This window comes from Streptomyces sp. NPDC059009, from assembly GCF_042740175.1.
GTDB lineage: Bacteria > Actinomycetota > Actinomycetes > Streptomycetales > Streptomycetaceae > Streptomyces.
The window spans coordinates 27,721-45,450 of sequence record NZ_JBHYJB010000007.1; the positions used below are offsets into that span (position 1 = coordinate 27,721).

Annotated in this window: 15 protein-coding genes; 2 read left to right on the forward strand and 13 right to left on the reverse strand. The window is 74.2% G+C overall.

The features are described from left to right. Positions 1-4: 4 nt before the first annotated feature. Both ACFWYM_RS08830 and ACFWYM_RS08835 read right to left on the reverse strand, forming a co-directional pair. Positions 5-379 (reverse strand): DUF4180 domain-containing protein, encoded by a 375-nt coding sequence (locus ACFWYM_RS08830; protein WP_384832207.1) that lies wholly within the window; start codon positions 377-379, stop codon positions 5-7. Between the two features lie 133 nt (positions 380-512). After that, complete coding sequence (locus ACFWYM_RS08835) at positions 513-1,355, reverse strand: LysR family transcriptional regulator substrate-binding protein (protein WP_384832210.1); 843 nt, start codon at positions 1,353-1,355, stop codon at positions 513-515. A gap of 57 nt (positions 1,356-1,412) precedes the next feature. On the opposite strand from ACFWYM_RS08835, the gene ACFWYM_RS08840 reads away from it, so the two are divergent. Next, positions 1,413-1,835: a DUF5997 family protein gene (locus tag ACFWYM_RS08840; protein WP_384832213.1), complete on the forward strand. Its 423-nt coding sequence runs from the start codon at positions 1,413-1,415 to the stop codon at positions 1,833-1,835. Between the two features lie 242 nt (positions 1,836-2,077). Here ACFWYM_RS08840 and ACFWYM_RS08845 read toward each other — a convergent pair whose 3' ends face one another. The 11 genes from ACFWYM_RS08845 to ACFWYM_RS08895 form a co-directional block, all read right to left on the reverse strand. Then, positions 2,078-2,947 (reverse strand): ABC transporter ATP-binding protein, encoded by an 870-nt coding sequence (locus tag ACFWYM_RS08845; RefSeq protein WP_384832216.1) that lies wholly within the window; start codon positions 2,945-2,947, stop codon positions 2,078-2,080. A gap of 25 nt (positions 2,948-2,972) precedes the next feature. Beyond that, the gene (locus ACFWYM_RS08850; RefSeq protein ID WP_384832219.1) at positions 2,973-4,016 is read right to left on the reverse strand and encodes a glycine betaine ABC transporter substrate-binding protein; all 1,044 of its coding nucleotides are present in this window, start codon (positions 4,014-4,016) and stop codon (positions 2,973-2,975) included. A 103-nt stretch (positions 4,017-4,119) separates the two neighbouring features. Continuing rightward, a complete protein-coding gene (locus ACFWYM_RS08855) occupies positions 4,120-5,049 on the reverse strand; it encodes an ABC transporter permease (RefSeq protein WP_384832222.1) in 930 nt (309 codons plus the stop codon). Beyond that, positions 5,046-6,161: an LLM class flavin-dependent oxidoreductase gene (locus tag ACFWYM_RS08860; protein WP_384832225.1), complete on the reverse strand. Its 1,116-nt coding sequence runs from the start codon at positions 6,159-6,161 to the stop codon at positions 5,046-5,048. The genes ACFWYM_RS08855 and ACFWYM_RS08860 overlap by 4 nt, the downstream gene beginning before the upstream one ends. 211 nt (positions 6,162-6,372) lie before the next feature. After that, positions 6,373-6,477: a putative leader peptide gene (locus ACFWYM_RS08865; RefSeq protein WP_384832228.1), complete on the reverse strand. Its 105-nt coding sequence runs from the start codon at positions 6,475-6,477 to the stop codon at positions 6,373-6,375. Between the two features lie 82 nt (positions 6,478-6,559). After that, positions 6,560-7,213, reverse strand: coding sequence for a M15 family metallopeptidase (locus tag ACFWYM_RS08870; RefSeq protein ID WP_384832231.1), 654 nt, complete (start codon positions 7,211-7,213; stop codon positions 6,560-6,562). Positions 7,214-7,554: 341 nt separating this feature from the next. Then, complete coding sequence (locus ACFWYM_RS08875) at positions 7,555-10,791, reverse strand: BTAD domain-containing putative transcriptional regulator (RefSeq protein ID WP_384832234.1); 3,237 nt, start codon at positions 10,789-10,791, stop codon at positions 7,555-7,557. A 183-nt stretch (positions 10,792-10,974) separates the two neighbouring features. Further along, a complete protein-coding gene (locus tag ACFWYM_RS08880; RefSeq protein ID WP_384832237.1) occupies positions 10,975-13,047 on the reverse strand; it encodes a hypothetical protein in 2,073 nt (690 codons plus the stop codon). Beyond that, on the reverse strand, positions 13,044-13,961 hold the full coding sequence (locus ACFWYM_RS08885; protein ID WP_384832240.1) for a carbohydrate ABC transporter permease: 918 nt from the start codon (positions 13,959-13,961) through the stop codon (positions 13,044-13,046). The genes ACFWYM_RS08880 and ACFWYM_RS08885 overlap by 4 nt, the downstream gene beginning before the upstream one ends. Beyond that, positions 13,958-14,902, reverse strand: a complete 945-nt coding sequence (locus ACFWYM_RS08890) for a carbohydrate ABC transporter permease (protein WP_384832243.1) — start codon at positions 14,900-14,902, stop codon at positions 13,958-13,960. The genes ACFWYM_RS08885 and ACFWYM_RS08890 overlap by 4 nt, the downstream gene beginning before the upstream one ends. A gap of 93 nt (positions 14,903-14,995) precedes the next feature. Continuing rightward, positions 14,996-16,303, reverse strand: coding sequence for an ABC transporter substrate-binding protein (locus tag ACFWYM_RS08895; protein ID WP_384832246.1), 1,308 nt, complete (start codon positions 16,301-16,303; stop codon positions 14,996-14,998). A 157-nt stretch (positions 16,304-16,460) separates the two neighbouring features. Here ACFWYM_RS08895 and ACFWYM_RS08900 point away from each other — a divergent pair, with 157 nt between their 5' ends. Next, positions 16,461-17,726: an ROK family protein gene (locus ACFWYM_RS08900; protein WP_384832249.1), complete on the forward strand. Its 1,266-nt coding sequence runs from the start codon at positions 16,461-16,463 to the stop codon at positions 17,724-17,726. Positions 17,727-17,730 lie beyond the last annotated feature (4 nt).

Below are 17,730 nucleotides of genomic sequence, written 5' to 3' on the forward strand. Positions count from 1 at the left end.
CGGGTCACTCGCCCTTCAGGCGCTCCGCCAGCGCGTCGGTGTCGGGCAGGAACCAGGTCTGCTGCCCCCGGTTGCACTCCCGCACGAAGTCCGTCAGCGCCGAACTCGCCTCCGTGTACGGGGAGATGTCGCCGACGACGGCGAGCCGCACCCGGTACTGGACGAACTTCTGGATGATGTCCCCCGCGATCCGGGTGCTCAGCTCGAAGAAGTCCGGCGCGAACCGCCCGGCGGGGACCACGACCCACTCGGCGCCCTGGTAGCCGGCGTCGCCGATGAGATCCAGGGCGTCGCGCTCGGCGGCGATGGGCTCGCCCTCGGCGGCGCACATCAGGACGGAGACGTCGTGGATCGTCTGGATCATCGGCACGGTGCTCATGATCGTCGAGCGTACTTCCCGTGGCGGGAGCGGTCGATGGGGGGATTCCGCCACGACCGCCCCGACCGCGCCGACCGCGCCGACCGCCCAGGCCGCCCAGGCCGCCCCGGGGCCGCGGTGCCCCGAGCCCTGGCTACGAGCGGCGCCGCGGCCTGCCGCTCCGGCTGCTCTTGGCGGCCTTGCCGCTCTTCCCGCCCTTGCCGCTCCCGCCGGACCTGCCGCCGCTCGGGCGTCCGGAACCGCCGCGCGCGGGCTTGCTCTTCGCCTTGGCGGCGGACTGCCTGTCGGCGGGCTTCTTCGCCGCGGGCTCCTCCTTGGCGCGGCCCCGGCTGCTGTTCACGGTGCGGCCGCGGACGATGCCGATGAAGTCCTCCACCTGGTCGGTGGTGGCGTCGGCGGGCCACGACAGGGCGACGCGCGACTCGGGGGCGTCCAGGAGCGGCCGGTAGGTGAGGTCCTTGCGGTGGTGCAGGCGGGCCAGGGACTGGGGGACCACGAGGAGGCCGATGCCCGCCGCCACCAGTTCGATGGCGTCGGCGGTCGTGTCGGGGCGGGCGTGGGCGGGCTTGCCCGGGGGGCCCGCCCAGTCGAGCACGTCGTCCAGGGGGTGCAGCAGGATCTCGTCGGCCAGCTCCTCGGAGGTCAGCTCGTCGGCCGCCGCGAAGAGGTGGTCCTTGGGGACCACGACCACGGTCGTCTCGGTGTAGAGCGGGATCGCGCTGAGGTCGTCCCGGTCGACCGGGAGGCGCACGAAGCCCGCGTCGGCGCCGCCCTCGCGCAGCAGCCCGTACGACGCGGCCGCGGTCACCTGGACGAGCTCCAGGGGAATGTCCGGCAGCCGCTCCTTCCAGATCCGCACCCACTTCGCGGGCGTCACCCCGGGGACGTACGCGAGCCGGAAGGACGGCGCCGCGGGTACGGCTCCGGGGGCGGGCGAAGCGGGGGAAGAGGGCGGGGGAACGTCCGAGCCTGTCACCTCGCCAGGCTACCCGCCCTGGTCAGCGGCGGCGCACGCGCTCGTTACCCTTGATGCATGACGTCGCACCAGACCGCCCAGACCATGAAGCCCGCGACCGCGGCGAAGAAGCTGGGTGTGTACCTCGAGGCCACCCCCGCAGAGTTCCAGGAGGGTGTCGTCTCGCGCACCGAGCTGAACGCCCTCCAGGCCGACCCCCCGGAGTGGCTGCGCGAACTGCGGGCCAACGGCCCGCACCCCCGCCCGGTGGTGGCGGCCAAGCTCGGCGTCTCCATCTCGGGCCTCGCCCGCGGCGGGATCACCGAGCCGCTCACCACCGAGCAGATCGAGGCGCTGAAGCAGGAAGCGCCGGAGTGGCTGCAGAAGGAGCGCGCCACGCAGGCCGAGGTCCGCAAGGAGACCGTCCGCATCAAGGCGAAGCACGCGGAGCAGGCCGAGAAGGCGGAGAGGTCCGCGAAGGACGCGTCCGGGCAGCAGTAGGTCCCCCGACACGACCTGGCCGGCTTCCGCTCGTACGGGCGGAGGCCGGCCTTTCGGTGTGCGGGCGAGCGCCGCGCCGGGCACTGCCAGGGGCTGCGCACAGGCCGGACGCGGGCTGTGCGCGGCGGCGGGGCGGACGCAGGCCACGCGCGGCAGCACGGCAACGAAACGGACACAGGCCGCGCGCAGCAACGAAGCGGACACAGGCCGGGCACGGGAACGCGCGGTGGCGGCCTGAACGTTCAGGTGCCGGAAGCCGCGGCCGCCGCCCGCACCGCCTCCACCACCTCACCCCGCAGCCGCGCGAACGCGGCCGTCGCGCGCAGCACCCCCGGGTCGGTGTCCGGCGCACGGTCCAGGTCGACCGGGAGTTCCGTCACGATGCGACCGGGGCCGCCCGCCATCACCAGGACCCGGGAGCCCAGGAGGACCGCCTCCTCCGCGGAGTGGGTCACGAACAGCACCGTGGTGCCGGTCGTGGCGGCGAGGGTGCGGACCTCTTCCTGGAGGCGTTCGCGGGTGAGGGCGTCCAGGGCCGCGAACGGCTCGTCCATGAGGAGGAGTTCGGGCTCCGAGGCCAGCGCGCGGGCGATCGCCACGCGCTGTTGCTGGCCGCCCGACAGCTCCCAGGTGCGGCGGCGCGCCATGCCGGTGAGGCCGACGCGGGCGAGGAGTTCCTCGGTTCGCGCGCGCCGCAGCCGCCTCGGCACGCCGTGGCGGGCCAGCGCGAACGCGATGTTGCCGCCGACCGTGCGCCACGGGAAGAGCCGGGGCTGCTGAAAGACCACGCCCGTGCCCCGGCCGGGCACCGGCGCGCCGCCCCGTACGCGTGCCGTGCCCGACGCCGCCCCCTCGAACCCGGCGACCAGCCGCAGCAGGGTCGTCTTGCCGCACCCGGACGGCCCGACCAGGACCACGAACTCGCCCTCGGACACGGTGAGGGAGACGTTCTCGACCGCGGCGGGCGTGGGCGTCCGTCCTTCGCCCCGGGCCCGACGCAGCGCGCCTCGGGCCTCGCTCCCGTAGCGGACGGTCACCCCGTCCAGGGCGATGGCCTCTGCGCTCCGTACGGACGTGTCAGCCTGCGTCACGGACGTGTCAGGCTTCGTCACGGACGTGTCAGCCCTTGCGGACGTGTCAGCCTGCGGCACGGGACAGCTCCTTCACTGCGAGGGCCTTCTCGAAGGCGGAGCGGCCGGGCACCGCGTCCACGGCCTTCTGCCCCTTGAGGAAGACCGCCGCGTCCCGCAGGTGCCCGGCGAACGCGCCCGGCGCTCCCGGCCTGCCCAGGTACTTCGGCGACGTCTGCTCCTTGGCCGTCAGGAGCACCAGCTGGGCCAGCTGCTTCTTCGCCTCGGCCGGGGGCAGGTTCAGCTCCTTGCCGATCGACTCCGCCGCCTTGTCCGGGTCCGCCTCGGCCTGCTTGACCGCCCGGTCCTCCGCCTTCAGCCAGGCCGTGACGATCTCGGGGTGCTTCGCCGCGAACGCGTCGGTGACGAAGCCCAGGTCGGCGGTGGGCTTGCCGCGCCCCGCCAGCTCGCGGCTGGATATCAGCACCGTGCCGTCCTTCTTGAGGTCGTCGAGCGTCGGCGTCCACACGTAGGCGGCGTCGACGTCGCCGCGCCGCCATGCGCTCAGCGCGTCCTGCGGCTGCAGGTCGACGATGTCCGCCTGCCCGGCCTTCACCCCGGCCTCGTCGAGCGCGGCGAGCAACGAGTAGTGCGCGGTGGACCCGAAGGGCGTCGCGATCTTCTTGCCCTTGAGCTGCTTGACCGAGGCGATGCCCTTCTTCGCGACCAGGGCCTCGTTCTCGCCGATGAGGTCGTGGATCCACAGCACCTTGTAGGGGATGTCGAGGGGCTGGGAGAGGCCCTTGGTGAGGGGGCTGGACCCCGCGAGGCCGAGGTCCACGGAGCCCGCGATGACGGCGGTGTTCACATCGGCGCCCGAGTCGAACTTCACCCACCGCACGTCGGCGTCGGGCAGCGCCTTCTCCAACAGCCGCTGGTTCTTGACCACCAGGTCGGCGTTGGGGATCGACTGGTAGGCGATCCGCACCTGGGTCTTCCCGCCGCCGCCCGCGCTGTCGGAGGACCCGCCGTATCCGCAGCCGGTCGCGGACAGGGCGGTCAGGGCGGCGGCCCCGGCCAGGAGTGCGGTACGACGGGTGAGTGACGGCATGAACGGGCTCCAGGGGAAGGGGAGTTGAGGAGGTACGAGGAAAGGAGGAACGGGGGAAGGGGGGAAGGGGGGTCGGGAGGAAGTGAGGGGAAGGGGGGAAGAGTCAGGCGCGGCTGCGCCAGGGGACCGTGAGCCGTTCGACCGCCCTGAGCAAGGCATCCAGGAGGATGCCGGAGAGGCCGATGGCGAGGATGCCGACGATGACGACGGCCGTCTGGTTGTAGCGCTGGGCGTCGCGGATCATGCCGCCGATGCCGGGGACTCCGTTGACGGTCTCGGCCGCGACGACCGACGTGTACGCGACGCCGACGGCGATCCGTATGCCGGTCAGGATCTCCGGCAGCGCGGCCGGCAGCCGCACCGACAGGAGCAGCGAGACCGGGCCGGCCCCCAACGACCGCGCAGCCTCGACCAGTTGGCCCGGCACGGTGCGCACTGCGGCCGCCGTGGCGGCGGCGATGGGCGGCAGCGCCGCGATGATCAGGAGCCAGATCTTGGGGGCCTCGTCGATGCCGAACCAGATGACGAGGAGGGAGAGATACGCGAGCGGGGGCAGGGTGCGCAGGAAGGTGACGGCGGGTTCGAGGACCACCGCGAGCGGGCGCACCACGCCGATGAGCAGGCCGAGCGGGACGCCCACCAGGACCGCGTAGCCGGTGCCGATGCCGATGCGGCGCAGGCTCACCCCGAGGTGTTCGATCAGGAGGTGGCCGCTGTAGCCGCGGACGCCGTCGTGCGTCGTGGAGGCGAGCACGAACTGGTGCCAGACGTCGCCGGGCGCGGGCACCAGGACGCGCGGCCACACCTCGGCCACGACGACCAGCTGCCAGGCGGCGAGCAGCACGGCGAGGGCCACGGCGCGCAGGGCGAGCCAGCGCAGGGCGGCGAGGCGGGGGCCGCCACGGCGGGGTGGGGCGGCGGACGACGGGCCCGGACCGACCGGCTGCGCCGCCTTCTCCGTCCGGTCCGTCTTCTTCGAACGGTCGGTGGTCTCGTCCGTGACGCTGCCGGTGGTCTCGTCCGTGAGGTTCACGCCCGGCCCCCGTCGACCAGTGCGCGCAGCCGTGGCGCGACCTCTTCGCCGACGCGGTACGCCTCTTCGAGGTGCGGGTAGCCGGAGAGGATGAACTCGTCGACACCCAGGGCCCGGTATTCGTAGAGGCGCTCGGCGACCTCGTCGTGGGAGCCGACGAGCGCCGTGCCCGCGCCCTCGCGCACGAGGCCGATGCCCGCCCAGAGGTTGGGCGCGACGGTGAGCGCGGAGTGTGCGGAGTGCGCGCCGCCGTGCAGGGCGGTCATGCGGGCCTGCCCTGTGGAGTCCATGCGGGCGAACCGCTCCTGGCTGGCGCGCACGGCCTCGGGGTCGAGGCGGGAGAGGATGCGGTCGGCCTCCGCCCAGGCTTCGTCGGCGGTGTCGCGGCTGATGACGTGGAGGCGGAGTCCGTAGCGGAGCGTGCGGCCCGCGGCGGCGGCCCGGTCGCGCAGCCGTGTGATGCGCTCGCCGACGGCGGCGGGCGGTTCGCCCCACAGGAGCTGCACGTCGGCGCGGCGGGCGGCGACCTGTTCGGCGGCGGGGGAAGCGCCGCCGAAGTAGAGCGGGACGAGGTGCTGGGCGGCGGGGTCGGTGAGCCGGGCGCCCGCGATGTGCAGGTGGGTGCCGTCGTGGGTGACGGGCTTGCCGTCGAGCAGGTCGCGGAGCACGGCCATGATCTCGTCGGTGCGGGCGTAGCGGTCGTCGTGCGCCAAGTCGTCGCCGTAGGCGCGCTGTTCGGCCGGGTCACCGCCGGTCACCACGTTGAGCGCGACGCGCCCGCCCGCGAACCGGCGGAAGGCGTCGGCCTGTTGGGCGACGAGGGTGGGGCTGGCGAGGCCCGCGCGGAACGCGACGAGGAAGCCGATGCGGTCGGTGTGCTGGGCGAGCGCCGAGGTGAGGATCCACGGGTCGGCGCAGCCGAGCCCCACGGGCGTCAACAGCGAGTGGAATCCGGCCTGTTCGGCGGCGCGCGCGACCTGGGCGAGATAGCCGATGTCGGCGGGGCGCCGGGTCGCGGCGGCGGTCCTGGACTGGACGGCGGTGACGCCGCCGGGGTCGCGGCCGTCACCGCCCGTGGGCAGGAACCAGTGCAGCAGGGGGCTTTCGGGCATGGAGGTACCTCGGCGGGGCGCGCACGGCGGCGCGCGGTCAGGGTGCGGCGGGCAGGGGGTGGCACGTCACCGGCGGAAAGCGAGCGGGACGGGCGTCGGTCGCACGCGTGGGAGCGGCGGAGCTGCCGTACGGGAGGGGTCGCGTCAGGGGCGCGGAACGGCGCGCCCGCGGGGACGGCTCAGCGGTCGACCGGCAGCCGGGCGGAGCCTGTCAACAGCCGGGCGTACGGCGGGAGATGGCCCGACACTGCATGCTCGCGACACGCAGCAGATCCACGTGACGACGGGATACGAGTACGGGGGCCATGTCCGGCATCCTTTCCGCGCCCGCCCCGGCCTGACAACTCTGTTCCGCATCGTGGACAGTCGAGTATCACGGCTCGGGACGGGGTGTGGGGTCAGCCGTGCGTGACGGGGCCGTAGTGGGCCGCGTCGGCGCCCGTCGTGTGGGCCCAGTAGCGGTCGCCGTAGGACCAGTGCCACCACTCGGTCGGGTAGTTGACCAGCCCGGCCGTGCCGAGGGCGGCAGCGAGGGTGCGGCGGTGCGCGCGGGCGTCGGCGGAGATGCGGTCGGTCTGCGTGTAGCAGGCGCCGTCGCTCTCCTCGGGGCTGGCGTTCACGGGGGTGCCGAGGTCGAGTTCGGTACCCGAGGTGGTGGCCAGGGTCAGGTCGACGGCGGCGCCCGCGACGTGCGGGCCGACGTCGGGGGGTGACAGGGAGCGGCTGGCCTGCCGGTGGAGGTGGTCCTCGGTCCAGTCGGGGTGGGCCAGTCTGAGCTCGGCGGCGTACGCGTCGAAGTACTGGATCTGCAGGGGCAGCGGCCGATACCCCTCGGTGACCAGAAGGCGCAGCCCCTCGGGCAGCAGCCGGGCCGCGCGGGCCAGGCGCCAGGCGACGCCCTCGCGCAGCTGGGCGTAGGCACCGGCCGCGTCGGCGAGCCGGTCGTCGACATCCACGAACGGCAACTGCCGCAGGTCGACGAGGGGTTCGCCGCACTCACGGACCGGGATGTCGACGATCCGGGGATCGCTCATGAGGATGATCGGCGGCATGCTGCCCTTTCGCGGCGACGGTGGCCACGGCTCCGGGGGCGGACTGCCGCCCGCCCCCGGAGCCCCCTGACAGTGGTCCTTCCGCGACGACCGGCCCACACGCGCGACGGTGAGCCGTCGTGTGGGCCGGACGGGACGTCAGCGGCCTGTCCCCGTGAATCTCCCCCGTTGAATTCTCCGAGGTCCCCCGTATTTCCCTGCATTCCCCCGTGGTCCCGCGTCCCACGGCTCCCCCGTGGCCGTCGGCGCAGTGGCCGCCGACATCAGGAGCCTGACGCACGGCGCTGCAAATTCTCTGCAAGTCCGCCTGAAGCCGCCTGCCGGGGCCCTTCGGACCGCCCTCAGGGGCTCAACTCCGCGCGCTCGCGCGCCTCGTACGCCTCGAAGACCTCGCACGCCTCGGCGCGCAGCGCCCGCGCCCCGTCCCGGTCCCCCGCGGCCTCCCGCGCCGTGGCGAGGTCGCGCAGGGTGCGGGCGCGCGGCAGCGGCAGGCCGAGGTCCTGCCAGAGCGCGGCCGCCGCGGTCAGCTGCTCCAGGGCGGCGTCGAGGCGGCCGCCGGCGAGCGCGCACTCACCGAGGGTGCGCAGCGCGAGGGCCTCGCCGAAGCGGTCGCGGTGGGCGCGGCACACGTCGAGGACGCCGCGCAGGTCCCGGTCCGCCGCGTCCGGGCGACCGAGCCGGATCCGGCACTTGGCGAGGGCCTGCACCGCGTACGCCGACATCAGCGGGTCCCCGACGCCGCGCAGCAACTCCACGGCCTGCACGAAGAGTTGTTCGGCCGTCTCGTAGTCGCCGAGGGCGCGGTGGACCAGGCCGAGGGAGCGCAGGGTGAGGGCCTCGCCGCGGCGGCTGCCGAGCCTGCGGTACGCGTGCAGGGACTCGTCGAGGAGGGTGCGGGCGGCGCCGTGGTCGCCGAGTTCGAGCTGGACGGACCCGGCGTAGCGGCAGGACAGCCCGATGCCGGGGTCGTCGCCGAGGGCGCGGAAGCCGTCGGCGGCGCGGACCAGCGCGTCCTGGGCGGCGCGCAGGCGTCCCGACTCCCGCAGGGCACTGCCGAGTCCGGCGAAGGCGGCGGCCTGGCCCCGCATGTCGCCCAGCTCGTCGCAGAGCCGCACCGCCTGCCGGAAGTAGTCCTGGGACTCGTCGAACCGGTCCTGTTCGTAGCGGAGTTGGCCGATTCCGATGAGCAGCAGCGCCTCGCCCGCCCGGTCCTCGGCGCGGCGCGCGGCGGCCAGGGCGGCGTCGTGGGTGCGCCACCACGCCTCGAAGCGGTTACCGAGGGCGTACGCGGAGGAGCACAGCAGCGCCGCGGCCTCGCAGGCGAGGGTGTGCAGGTCGAGCGCGGCGGCGCGTTCGACGGCGGCGGCGATCGCGTCGGCCTCGGCGTCGAACCAGGCGGCCGGGTCGGCGAGGGCGCTGCGGACGGCCTCCGGGCCGACGGTCCTGACGACGTGGTCGAGGGCGTTGCGTGCGGAGGGGCCGGGGTCGCCGGTCCTGTCGGTGTGGGGCGGGTCCTGCTGTGCCGTGTGCGTGCTCTCGGCGGGCCGGCCGGCAGCCCCCGTACTGGACGCACGGCCCGTACTGGGCGGACGGCCCGTGCGGGACGGACTCGGGCCTGCGGCCGGTGCGTCGGGAGGGCGTGCCGGGCGGCGCGGGGGCGGCGGGACGTTGCCGACGCGGCCCGGGCCGCGGTGCAGCTCGACGGCGCCGGAGGGGGTGGCGGAGGCGACGCGGCGGGTGAGCCAGAGCCAGCCGCCGAGGGCGCGGCCGACGGCGGCGGCGCGCAGGGCGGGGGCGTCCTCGGCCTCGGCGCGTTCGGCCGCGTACACGCGCACGAGGTCGTGGAGGCGGAAGCGGGCCTGGCCCGCGCGGTCGACGGCGGTGAAGTGGAGCAGCTGGGCGTCGACGAGCTGGTCCACGACGCGCTCGGCCTCGTCGCCCGTCGCGTCGAGGAGCGCCGCGATCACCCAGGCGGCGACGTCGGGCGCGCCGAGCAGGCCGAGGCGGCGCAGGGCGGTGCGCGCGGGCGCGTCCAGGGCCCGGTAGCTCAGCCCCAGTCCGGCGCGCAACTCCAGGTCGCCGACGGCGAGTTCGTCCAGGCGGCGGTGTTCGTCGCCGAGCCGCTCGGCGAGGGTGCGGGCCGTCCAGTGGCGGCGGGTGGCGAGACGGGCCCCGGCGATGCGCAGGGCGAGCGGCAGTCCGCCGCAGAGCTCGACGATGTCGCGGGCGGCGTCGGGCGCGCCGCGCAGCCGGTCCTCCCCCGCGACCCGGGCGAGCAGAGCCGTGCCCTGCCCGGTGTCGAGCACGTCGAGTTCGGCGCGGTGGGTGCAGGGCAGTCCGGCGAGGCGGCCCCGGGCAGTGATGAGGACGCCGCAGGTGGGGCTGCCGGGCAGCAGGGGGCGCACCTGGGACTCGCTGCCCGCGTCGTCGAGGACGAGCAGGATGCGGCGCCCGGCGACCAGGCTGCGGAACAGGTCGCGCCGCTCGGCGTCCCCTTCGGGCGGGTCGGCGCCGAGGGCGCGCAGGAGGCGGCCGAGGACGTCGGCGGGGGCCACGGGGTCGGTGGCACCGCGGAGTTCGGCGTAGAGCTGGCCGTCGGGGTAGGCGTCGGTGACGCGGTGGGCGGCGGTGACGGCGAGGGCGGACTTGCCGACGCCGCCGGGTCCGGACACGACGACCACGGGGGTGGCGTCGCGGGTTCCCGTGAGGGCGGCCCGCACGTCGGCGAGGGGCTCGGTGCGGCCGGTGAAGTCGCCGAGGGCGGGCGGCAGGAGGGCGGCCACGGGTGTGGTCTGCGCCGGATCAGCGGTGGGGCCGGGCTCCTCGGCGGGCAGCAGACCGGCGTCGGCCCGCAGGATCGCCTCGTGGAGCCGGCGCAGGGCGGGCCCGGGGTCGATGCCCAACTGCTCGGCGAGCACCGCGCGCCCCTCCATGTACACGGAGAGCGCGTCGGCCTGCCGGTCCAACCGGTAGAGCGCCACCATCAGTTGGCCGCGCAGGCGCTCGCGCGTGGGGTGGGTGGCGACCAGGGCGGTGAGCTCGGCGACGAGGTCCGTCTCCCGGCCCGCCTGGGCCAGGTCCGCGGCGATGCGCTCCTCCAGGGCGGCCTCGCGGGCCTCCTCGAGCTGGTCGGCCATGGCCCGCAGGGTCTCCCCGATGCCGCCGAGCGCGGGGCCGCGCCAGAGCGCGAGGGCCTCCCCGAGGAGGCGGGCGGCCGCCGGGTGGTCGCCCCCGGCGGCGGCCTGGCGCCCCTCGGCGGCGAGCCGTTCGAAGGCGACCCGGTCGACGAGGGCGTGGTCCGCGTGGATCACATAGCCGGGCGGGCGGGTCTCGATGGCGTCCGCGGACAGCGCCCGGCGCAGCGTGGAGACGTACGACTGGATGAGGCCGCGCGCCGTGTCCGGCGGCCGCTCGCCCCACAGGGCGTCGATGAGGGCGTCGGCGGAGACGACCCGGCCGGGTTCGAGGAGCAGTGCGGCGAGCAGGGCGCGGGGCTTGGGCCCACCGAGAGAGAGCCGCCGCCCGGCGCGCCACGCTTCGACGGGTCCCAGCAACCGATAGTCCGTGTCCGTGCTCACGCCTCGCCGTCCCATGGGTCCCCGCCCCGCGCCCCCCGCCCTTCCCCGTCGGCCGCCCGCCTGGTCATGCTACGCAGGCGGGGTTGCTGCTCCCGCGCTGACGAGGGGGATTCGGCCAGGTGCCGGCGGTGGACAGAAGTGCGGTGGGTGTCGGGGGTTGCCGACCCATCAACCACCACGAGCTCACCACTCCACCCACACCCACCCGTAGTACGGCAGTTGCCCCTCCGGTCGGAGGCTGTTGCCGTCCCGCGTGAGCGGGACTTCTCTCGGTGGCGCCAGCGGGGCCAGCAGGGTCGCGCGGGCGGTCTCGGGGGCGGCGTCGGGCCACTCGACGCGGGGCCGGGCCGGGTCCGGGCTGCCGTTGACGAGGGCCAGGCGGTGTGTGCCGTCGCTCCGGGTCAGGCGGGGGATCAGGTGGGGGCCGCCGGAGACCAGCGGGAGCGTGCGGCGCTCGCCCTCCAGGAAGCGGATCGCCGCGTGCACGAGGCGGCGTCCGGTGTCGCTGCGCGCCAGTGCGCGCGGCTCCGTCGCGGCGAGGACCACCACGCGGCCGCCGAGCCGGTTGACGTACGCGCTGCGGCCGACCCCCCACGGGCGGCCGTCGGGGGCGCGGACCTCGGTGAGCGCGGTGGCGCCCTCCGCCGCGTCGAGGCGGGCCAGGGCGGGCTGCACGTCGACGCTCAACACGGCGTCGGTATCAGGGAGATGACCCCCGGGGACCGCCACGACGTGTTCCGACGCGTACGGTCCCGAGAGGTCGTCCTCCTCGCGTCCGACCACTCCCCGTACCCGTACGCCGAGCAGATCCGCGAAGCCGCGCGCGGCGAGGATCGCGGCGGCCGTCCCGTCCAGCATCAGCCCGCCGCCGAGCAGCGCGAGCAGCTCGCCGTCGTCGAAGGCGTCCGCGAGCCGCCCGAACAGGGCCTGCACGGGGGCCGGGCCGGCGGTGACCGGGACGCCGTAGCCGAGCAGGAAGTCCGCCGCCGGTTCGGGGTCGACGGCGAGGTCGGCGATGCGGGGCCCCAGGGAGCGTATGCGGCTCGCGGCGTCCTGGCGGAAGGGCAGGCCGACGCCGAGCGGCTGCGGGGCGCGGCCCGTGCGGGCGGCGGTCCAGTCGAGGGCCGGCCGGGCGCGGCGCAGCAGGGACTCGACCTCGGGGTAGCGCTCGGGGCGGGCGCCGTGGGTCGGGTAGAGGTTCAGCAACAGGGCGTCGGCGCCGTGGAGTTGGGCCGTGACCAGTTCGGACCAGGTCTGGGTGTCGGACTTCGCCCAGGAGGTGTGCGGCCAGTTCTCGATCTCGGGTTCGGTGGTGGCGGCCGGCGGGCGCAGCGTGCGCTGGAGTTCCAGGGACCAGACGCCGGAGGTGAGTCCGCGGCCCGGCGCGTCCGCGTACGGGGCGAAGTGCGGCCGGTGCACCACCTGCTCCCCCTGTCTCGGCTCCCCCGCGTGCCCCGTGCGCCCGTCGACGGCCAGGGCCTGGAAGAGGGCGGGCCAGTCGCGGCCCTCCGCCGAGGAGAGGTCGGGCCGCGAGCTCATCAGGCCGAGGCGGGAGCGTCCGGCGGAGCGGTCGGCGACGACCCGGGACAGTGTGTCGGCCACCTCCAACTGCGCGGTGCGCCAGACCTGTTGGAGGAGGCGGCGCCAGGGGTGGGGCGGGCCGGGGGCGGTGAACGCGCGCGCCGCGGCCGCGCGGGTGACGGGCTCGCCGGCGAGGGCGGAGAGCCGCTCCAGCATGAGGGGTTCGAAGCCGCCGCCCCAGTCGAGCGGCGCGTGGTTGTGGATGCGGAAGTCGTCCTCGATCCACAGGACGCGCAGGCCGAGCCCGGCGAAGCGCCCGTAGTGCGCGTACAGCCACTCCCGCCACCTGGGGCAGGCGAACGACGCCTGGGCAGCGGCCACTTGGCCGGTCGGTGACACCATCGGCGCGAAGCCGTGCGGGTCGCGGCGGCCCCGGTCGGCGTGGCCGACGGTGACCCAGGGGTTGAGGCTGACGCCGACGCCCTCGGCGGCGAGCACGTCGCGGGCCTCGGCGACCGTCTCGTACCAGCGGTCCTCGGCGGCCCCGGCGAGGTGCCCGGGGTGGGCCTCCTCGGCGGCGAGCAGCAGCACCACCTCGTCGACCTCGGCCGCCCCGCACGCCTTGGCGAGCGCGGCGGCGTCCTCGGCGACGTGCTCGGAAGGGCGGATCTGGAACCGCAGGTGGTAGCGGGCCCGCCGTGCCCCGGCTGCCGTCCGGCCTGATCCGTCGGTCACTTGACGCTCCCCGCGACCAGGCCCGACCGCCAGAAGCGCTGCAGGCAGAGGAAGAGGATGACCAGCGGCACGACGGAGATCAGCGCGGCGGTGATCACCACGTTGTACGGGACGGCGGTGCCGATGCCGCGCTGGGCCTGCCAGCCGACGATGCCGACGGTGACCGGCTGCAGCTTGTCGTCGGCGAGCATCAGGACGGGCAGCAGGTAGTTGGTCCAGATGCTCACGAACTGGAAGAGGAAGATCGTGACGAGGGCCGGGGACATCACGCGCAGCGCGATGGTGGCGAAGATGCGGGTCTCCCCCGCCCCGTCGACGCGGCCCGCCTCGATGAGCTCGTCGGGCACGGACGCGGCGGCGTAGATCCGCGCCAGATACACCCCGAACGGGCTGACCATGCTGGGCAGCAGCACCCCCCAGTAGCTGTTGACGAGGTGGACGGGCGAGAACATCAGGTACAGGGGGATGGCGAGCAGCGGCTGCGGCACCAGCACAGCGGCGAGGACCACGTTGAAGACGAACTCCCGCCCGCGGAAGGCGTACTTGGCGAGGGCGTACCCGGCCGCGGCGGAGACGACCGTGCTCACGGCGGCGCCCCCGACCGCGTACACGGCGCTGTTGAGGAGCCACCGCGAGAAGACGCCGTGCTGCTCCGAGAAGACGGACCGCACGTTGTCGAAGAACGCGAAGTCGCCGAACCAGAAGCCGTTTCCGGTGAAGAGCCCCGAGCTGGTCTTCGTCGCGGAGACGAGGAGCCACCAGACCGGCAGCAGGAAGTAGCAGGCGGCGATGCCCATGACGCCGAGGATCACCCAGCGGGAGGCGCCCTGGCCGGGGCGCGCCGGGCGGCGGGCGGCGCGGGCGGAGCCGGTGACGCGCCGCCGCTGCTCACGGGTTTCGAGGGTCGCGGTCACAGGGCCTCCCCCTTGCGCTGGACCAGCTTGAGGAAGCCGAAGGACAGGACGAGGGCGAGCAGCGCGAGGATCACCGACTGGGTGGCGGCGTAGGGGAAGTTCCCGGCGTTGACCGCGTTGTAGGCGGCGAAGATCGGGGTGTAGTCGCTGCTCAGGTTGGGGGCGACGTTGTGCAGGATGGACGGCTCGTTGTAGAGCTGCGCGGTGCCGATGATGGAGAACACGGTGGTCAGGACGAGGGCGGGCCGCACCATCGGGATCTTGATGCGCCAGGCGATGCCGAGGGCGGAGCAGCCGTCCATGGTGGCGGCCTCGCTGATCTCGGGCGGGATGGACTGCAGCGCGGAGTAGATGATCAGCATGTTGTAGCCGGTCCAGCCCCAGGTCAGCATGTTGCCGATGACGGGGCCGAGCAGGCCGTCGGAGGTCAGGTTGAGGTGCAGGCCCAGGTGTTCGGCGGCGGCCGTGATGGGGCTGAGGCCGGGCGCCACCAGGAACGACCACATGATCGCCCCGATGACACCGGGCAGCGCGTACGGCAGGAAGTAGGCGAGCCGGAAGAACCGCTTGAACAGGGTCTGCTTGGCGTCGAGCAGCAGCGCGAGGGCGAGCGAGAGGCCGAGCATCAGCGGTACCTGGACCACGCCGATGAGCAGCACGCGCAGCAGCGAGGCGCGGAAGCCCTCGTCGCCGAGGGCGCGGGTGTAATTGGCGAGCCCGGCGAAGGACTTGGTGGGCGCGCCGAGGCCGAGTCCGGAGCGGTGCTGCTCGAAGAGGCTCTGGTACACGGTGTACGCGATCGGCGCCAGGTACATGCCGGCGAACAGGACGGCGAAGGGGGCGAGGAAGAGGACGGCGGTCCGCGTGCGGCGGCGCGCGTGCCGCGAGGGGCGGCCGCGCGGGGGCGCCGCCGCCTTCCCGGGTGCTGCGGTGGTGGTCACGGGGTGCTCCGGTCAGTACGTGGTGGTGACTCAGTGCGTGGCGCTCACGGCTCAGCGCGAGGCGGTGACGTCTCCGTATGCAGTGATGACGGCTCAGCGTGAGGTGGTGACGTCGAGGCCCTGCTGCTTCATCTCGCCGACGGTCTTCTTCTGCGTGGCGGCGAGGACGTCGGGGAGCTTCTTGCCGCCGCTGCCCGCGGCGCCGAGGCCGTCGGCGACGTCCGTGGAGGTCTGCGTCATCGTGGGACCCCACTGCCAGCTGGTGTCGATGTGCGGGGTCTCCTTCTTGAAGACGTCGTAGATCTTCTGGCCGCCGTAGAAGGGGTCGGGCTTGGACAGGGCGGGGTGGTCGAGTCCCGCGGTCGCGGCCGGGTAGATGCCGGTCTTCTTGATGAGTGTGGAGAGGCTGTCCTTGTTCGTGCTGAGCCAGGTCGCGAACTCCGTTGCCTGCTCGGGGTGTTCACAGCCCTTCATGACGGCGGTCGCGGAGCCGCCGTCGTTCCCGTACGCGGGCTTGTCGGCGTCCCAGACGGGCATGGGCGCCACCGCCCACTTGCCGGAGGTCGACTTGACGCTGGAGGCGAGGATCGGCGCGGCCCAGACGGCGTTGACGTCGGCGATGACCTTGCCCGCCGCCATGTCCTTGTAGAGCGAGGGGTCGAAGCTCGGGTGGGACGCGAGGAGCTTCTGGTCGAGCAGGCCCTGCCAGTAGCCGGCGACCTTGCGGCCCGCGGCGCTGTCGAGGGTGACGTGCCACTTGTCGCCGCCGGTGCCGAACCACTTGGCGCCCGCCTGCCAGGCGAGGCCCGCGTAGTTGTAGGCGTCGTTGCCGAAGGAACCGAGGGAGACGTCCGGGTCGGCCTTGTGCACCTTCTCGGCGGCCGCCTCGTACTCGGCCCAGGTCGCCGGGGGCTTGTCGATGCCGTACTTGGCGAAGAGGTCCTTGCGGTAGAAGAGCGCCATGGGGGCGGTGTCGACGGGGGCGCCGTAGGTGTGGCCCGCGACGGTCACCTGGTTCCAGGTCCAGTCGGCGAACTTCTTCTTGCTCGGCGCGGCGTACTCGGTGACGTCCTGGAGGGCGCCCGCGGCGACGAAGCTCGGCATGGTCTCGTAGCCGACCATCGCGAGACAGGGCGCGTTGCCCGCCTTCGCGGCGGTCAGCATCTTGGTGTAGCCGCCCTTCGAACCGGACGCCGTCTTCTGGTAGTTGACCTTGATGTCGGGGTGCGACGCGTTGAACTGCGCGACGGCCTCCTCATAGCCCGGCGCCCACCCCCAGAAGTCGAGGGTCACCTTGCCGCCGGCCCCCGCCGAGTCGCTGCCGTCCGACGAACAGGCCGTCACGGCGGTGGCCGCGACCAGCACGGAGGCGGCCAGGGCCACCGCTCGTATCGCTCGCATCTTCAACGTCGTCTCCCTCGCTGGCAATTAGTTCGAGTAGGATCCAAACTAACTTCGGGCCCGTCAAGGGAGTTGAGGCAACGAACTAAGTTGGCGTACTGAAGGGGATGCTGGTGACGGTCGAGCCGAGCTACATCGAAGGACAGGGAGCAGCCGCGTGAAGGCGGACCTACGGGATGCGGGTGTGCGGAGCCTCGGCATGGCGGGGCCGCCGCGGGCCACCGACCGGGCGTCGGTGCGCAGGACCAACCTGGGTCTCGTGCTGCGCCTGCTGCGCGACGCGGGCGCCCGCTCGCGGACCCGGATCGCCGCCGAGACCGGACTGCCCAAGGCCACGATCACCAGCCTGGTGACCGAACTCGTCGAACTCGGCCTGGTGCGCGAGGGCGAGGCCGAGCGCGACGGGTCCGTGGGCCGCCCGAGCCGCACCGTGGAGCTCGACGGCCGCGCGATCTGCGGCATAGGCGTGGAGATCAACGTCGATTACGTCGCGCTGGCCGCCCTCGACCTGCGCGGCGAGGTCACCGTGGAGCGCCGCACGGCCCTGGACGCACGCGGCGCCGACCCGGGCCCGGTCCTGGACGCGACGGCGCACCTGATCGAGGAGACCGTCGCAGCCCTCCGCGACCGGGGCGTGCGGACGGTGGCGGTCACGGCCGCCGCGCCCGGCGTCATCGAGCGGGACTCGGGCGTCGTCTCGTACGCCCCCAACATCGGCTGGCGCGACGTGGACGTGGCCACCGGCCTCCGCGACCGCCTCGGCCTGTCCGCTCCCCCTCTCCGCGTGGAGAACGACGCCAAACTCGGCGCGGTCGCCGAGTACTTGGTGGCCTCCGCGGCCGACATCCACGACCTGATCTACGTCACCGGCGAGACCGGCGTCGGCGGCGGCATCATCAGCGACGGCCAACTCCTGCGCGGCTCCGCCGGGTTCGCGGGCGAGATCGGCCACATGCCGCTCGACCCGGCGGGCCATCCCTGCGCCTGCGGGCGGCGCGGCTGCTGGGAGACGATGGTCGGACTCGCGGCCCTGCTGCGCCGCGCGGCCCGCGACGACGACCCCGTGCTCGACCCCACCGTCGACCTCGAACACCGCCTCGCCGAGCTGCGCCGCCGCGCCGACGCCGCCGACCCGGCCACCCTCGCCGCGTTCGACGAGGTCGCCGAGGGCCTCGGCGTGGGCCTCGCCCTCCTCGCCGACGTCCTCAACCCCCGCGCCATCGTCCTCGGCGGCTACTTCGCCTACTTCGCCGACCTCCTGACCGACCGCGTCCGCGAGGTCCTGCACGCCCGAGTGATCGCCCCCGACGCCGGGGGCTGCGCGCTCCTGCCGTCCACACTGGGGTTCACGGCGCCGGCGCGGGGTGGGGCGTACTTGGCACTCGACTCCGTGTACGGGGATCCGAGCGGGGCGTCCGTCTGACGCC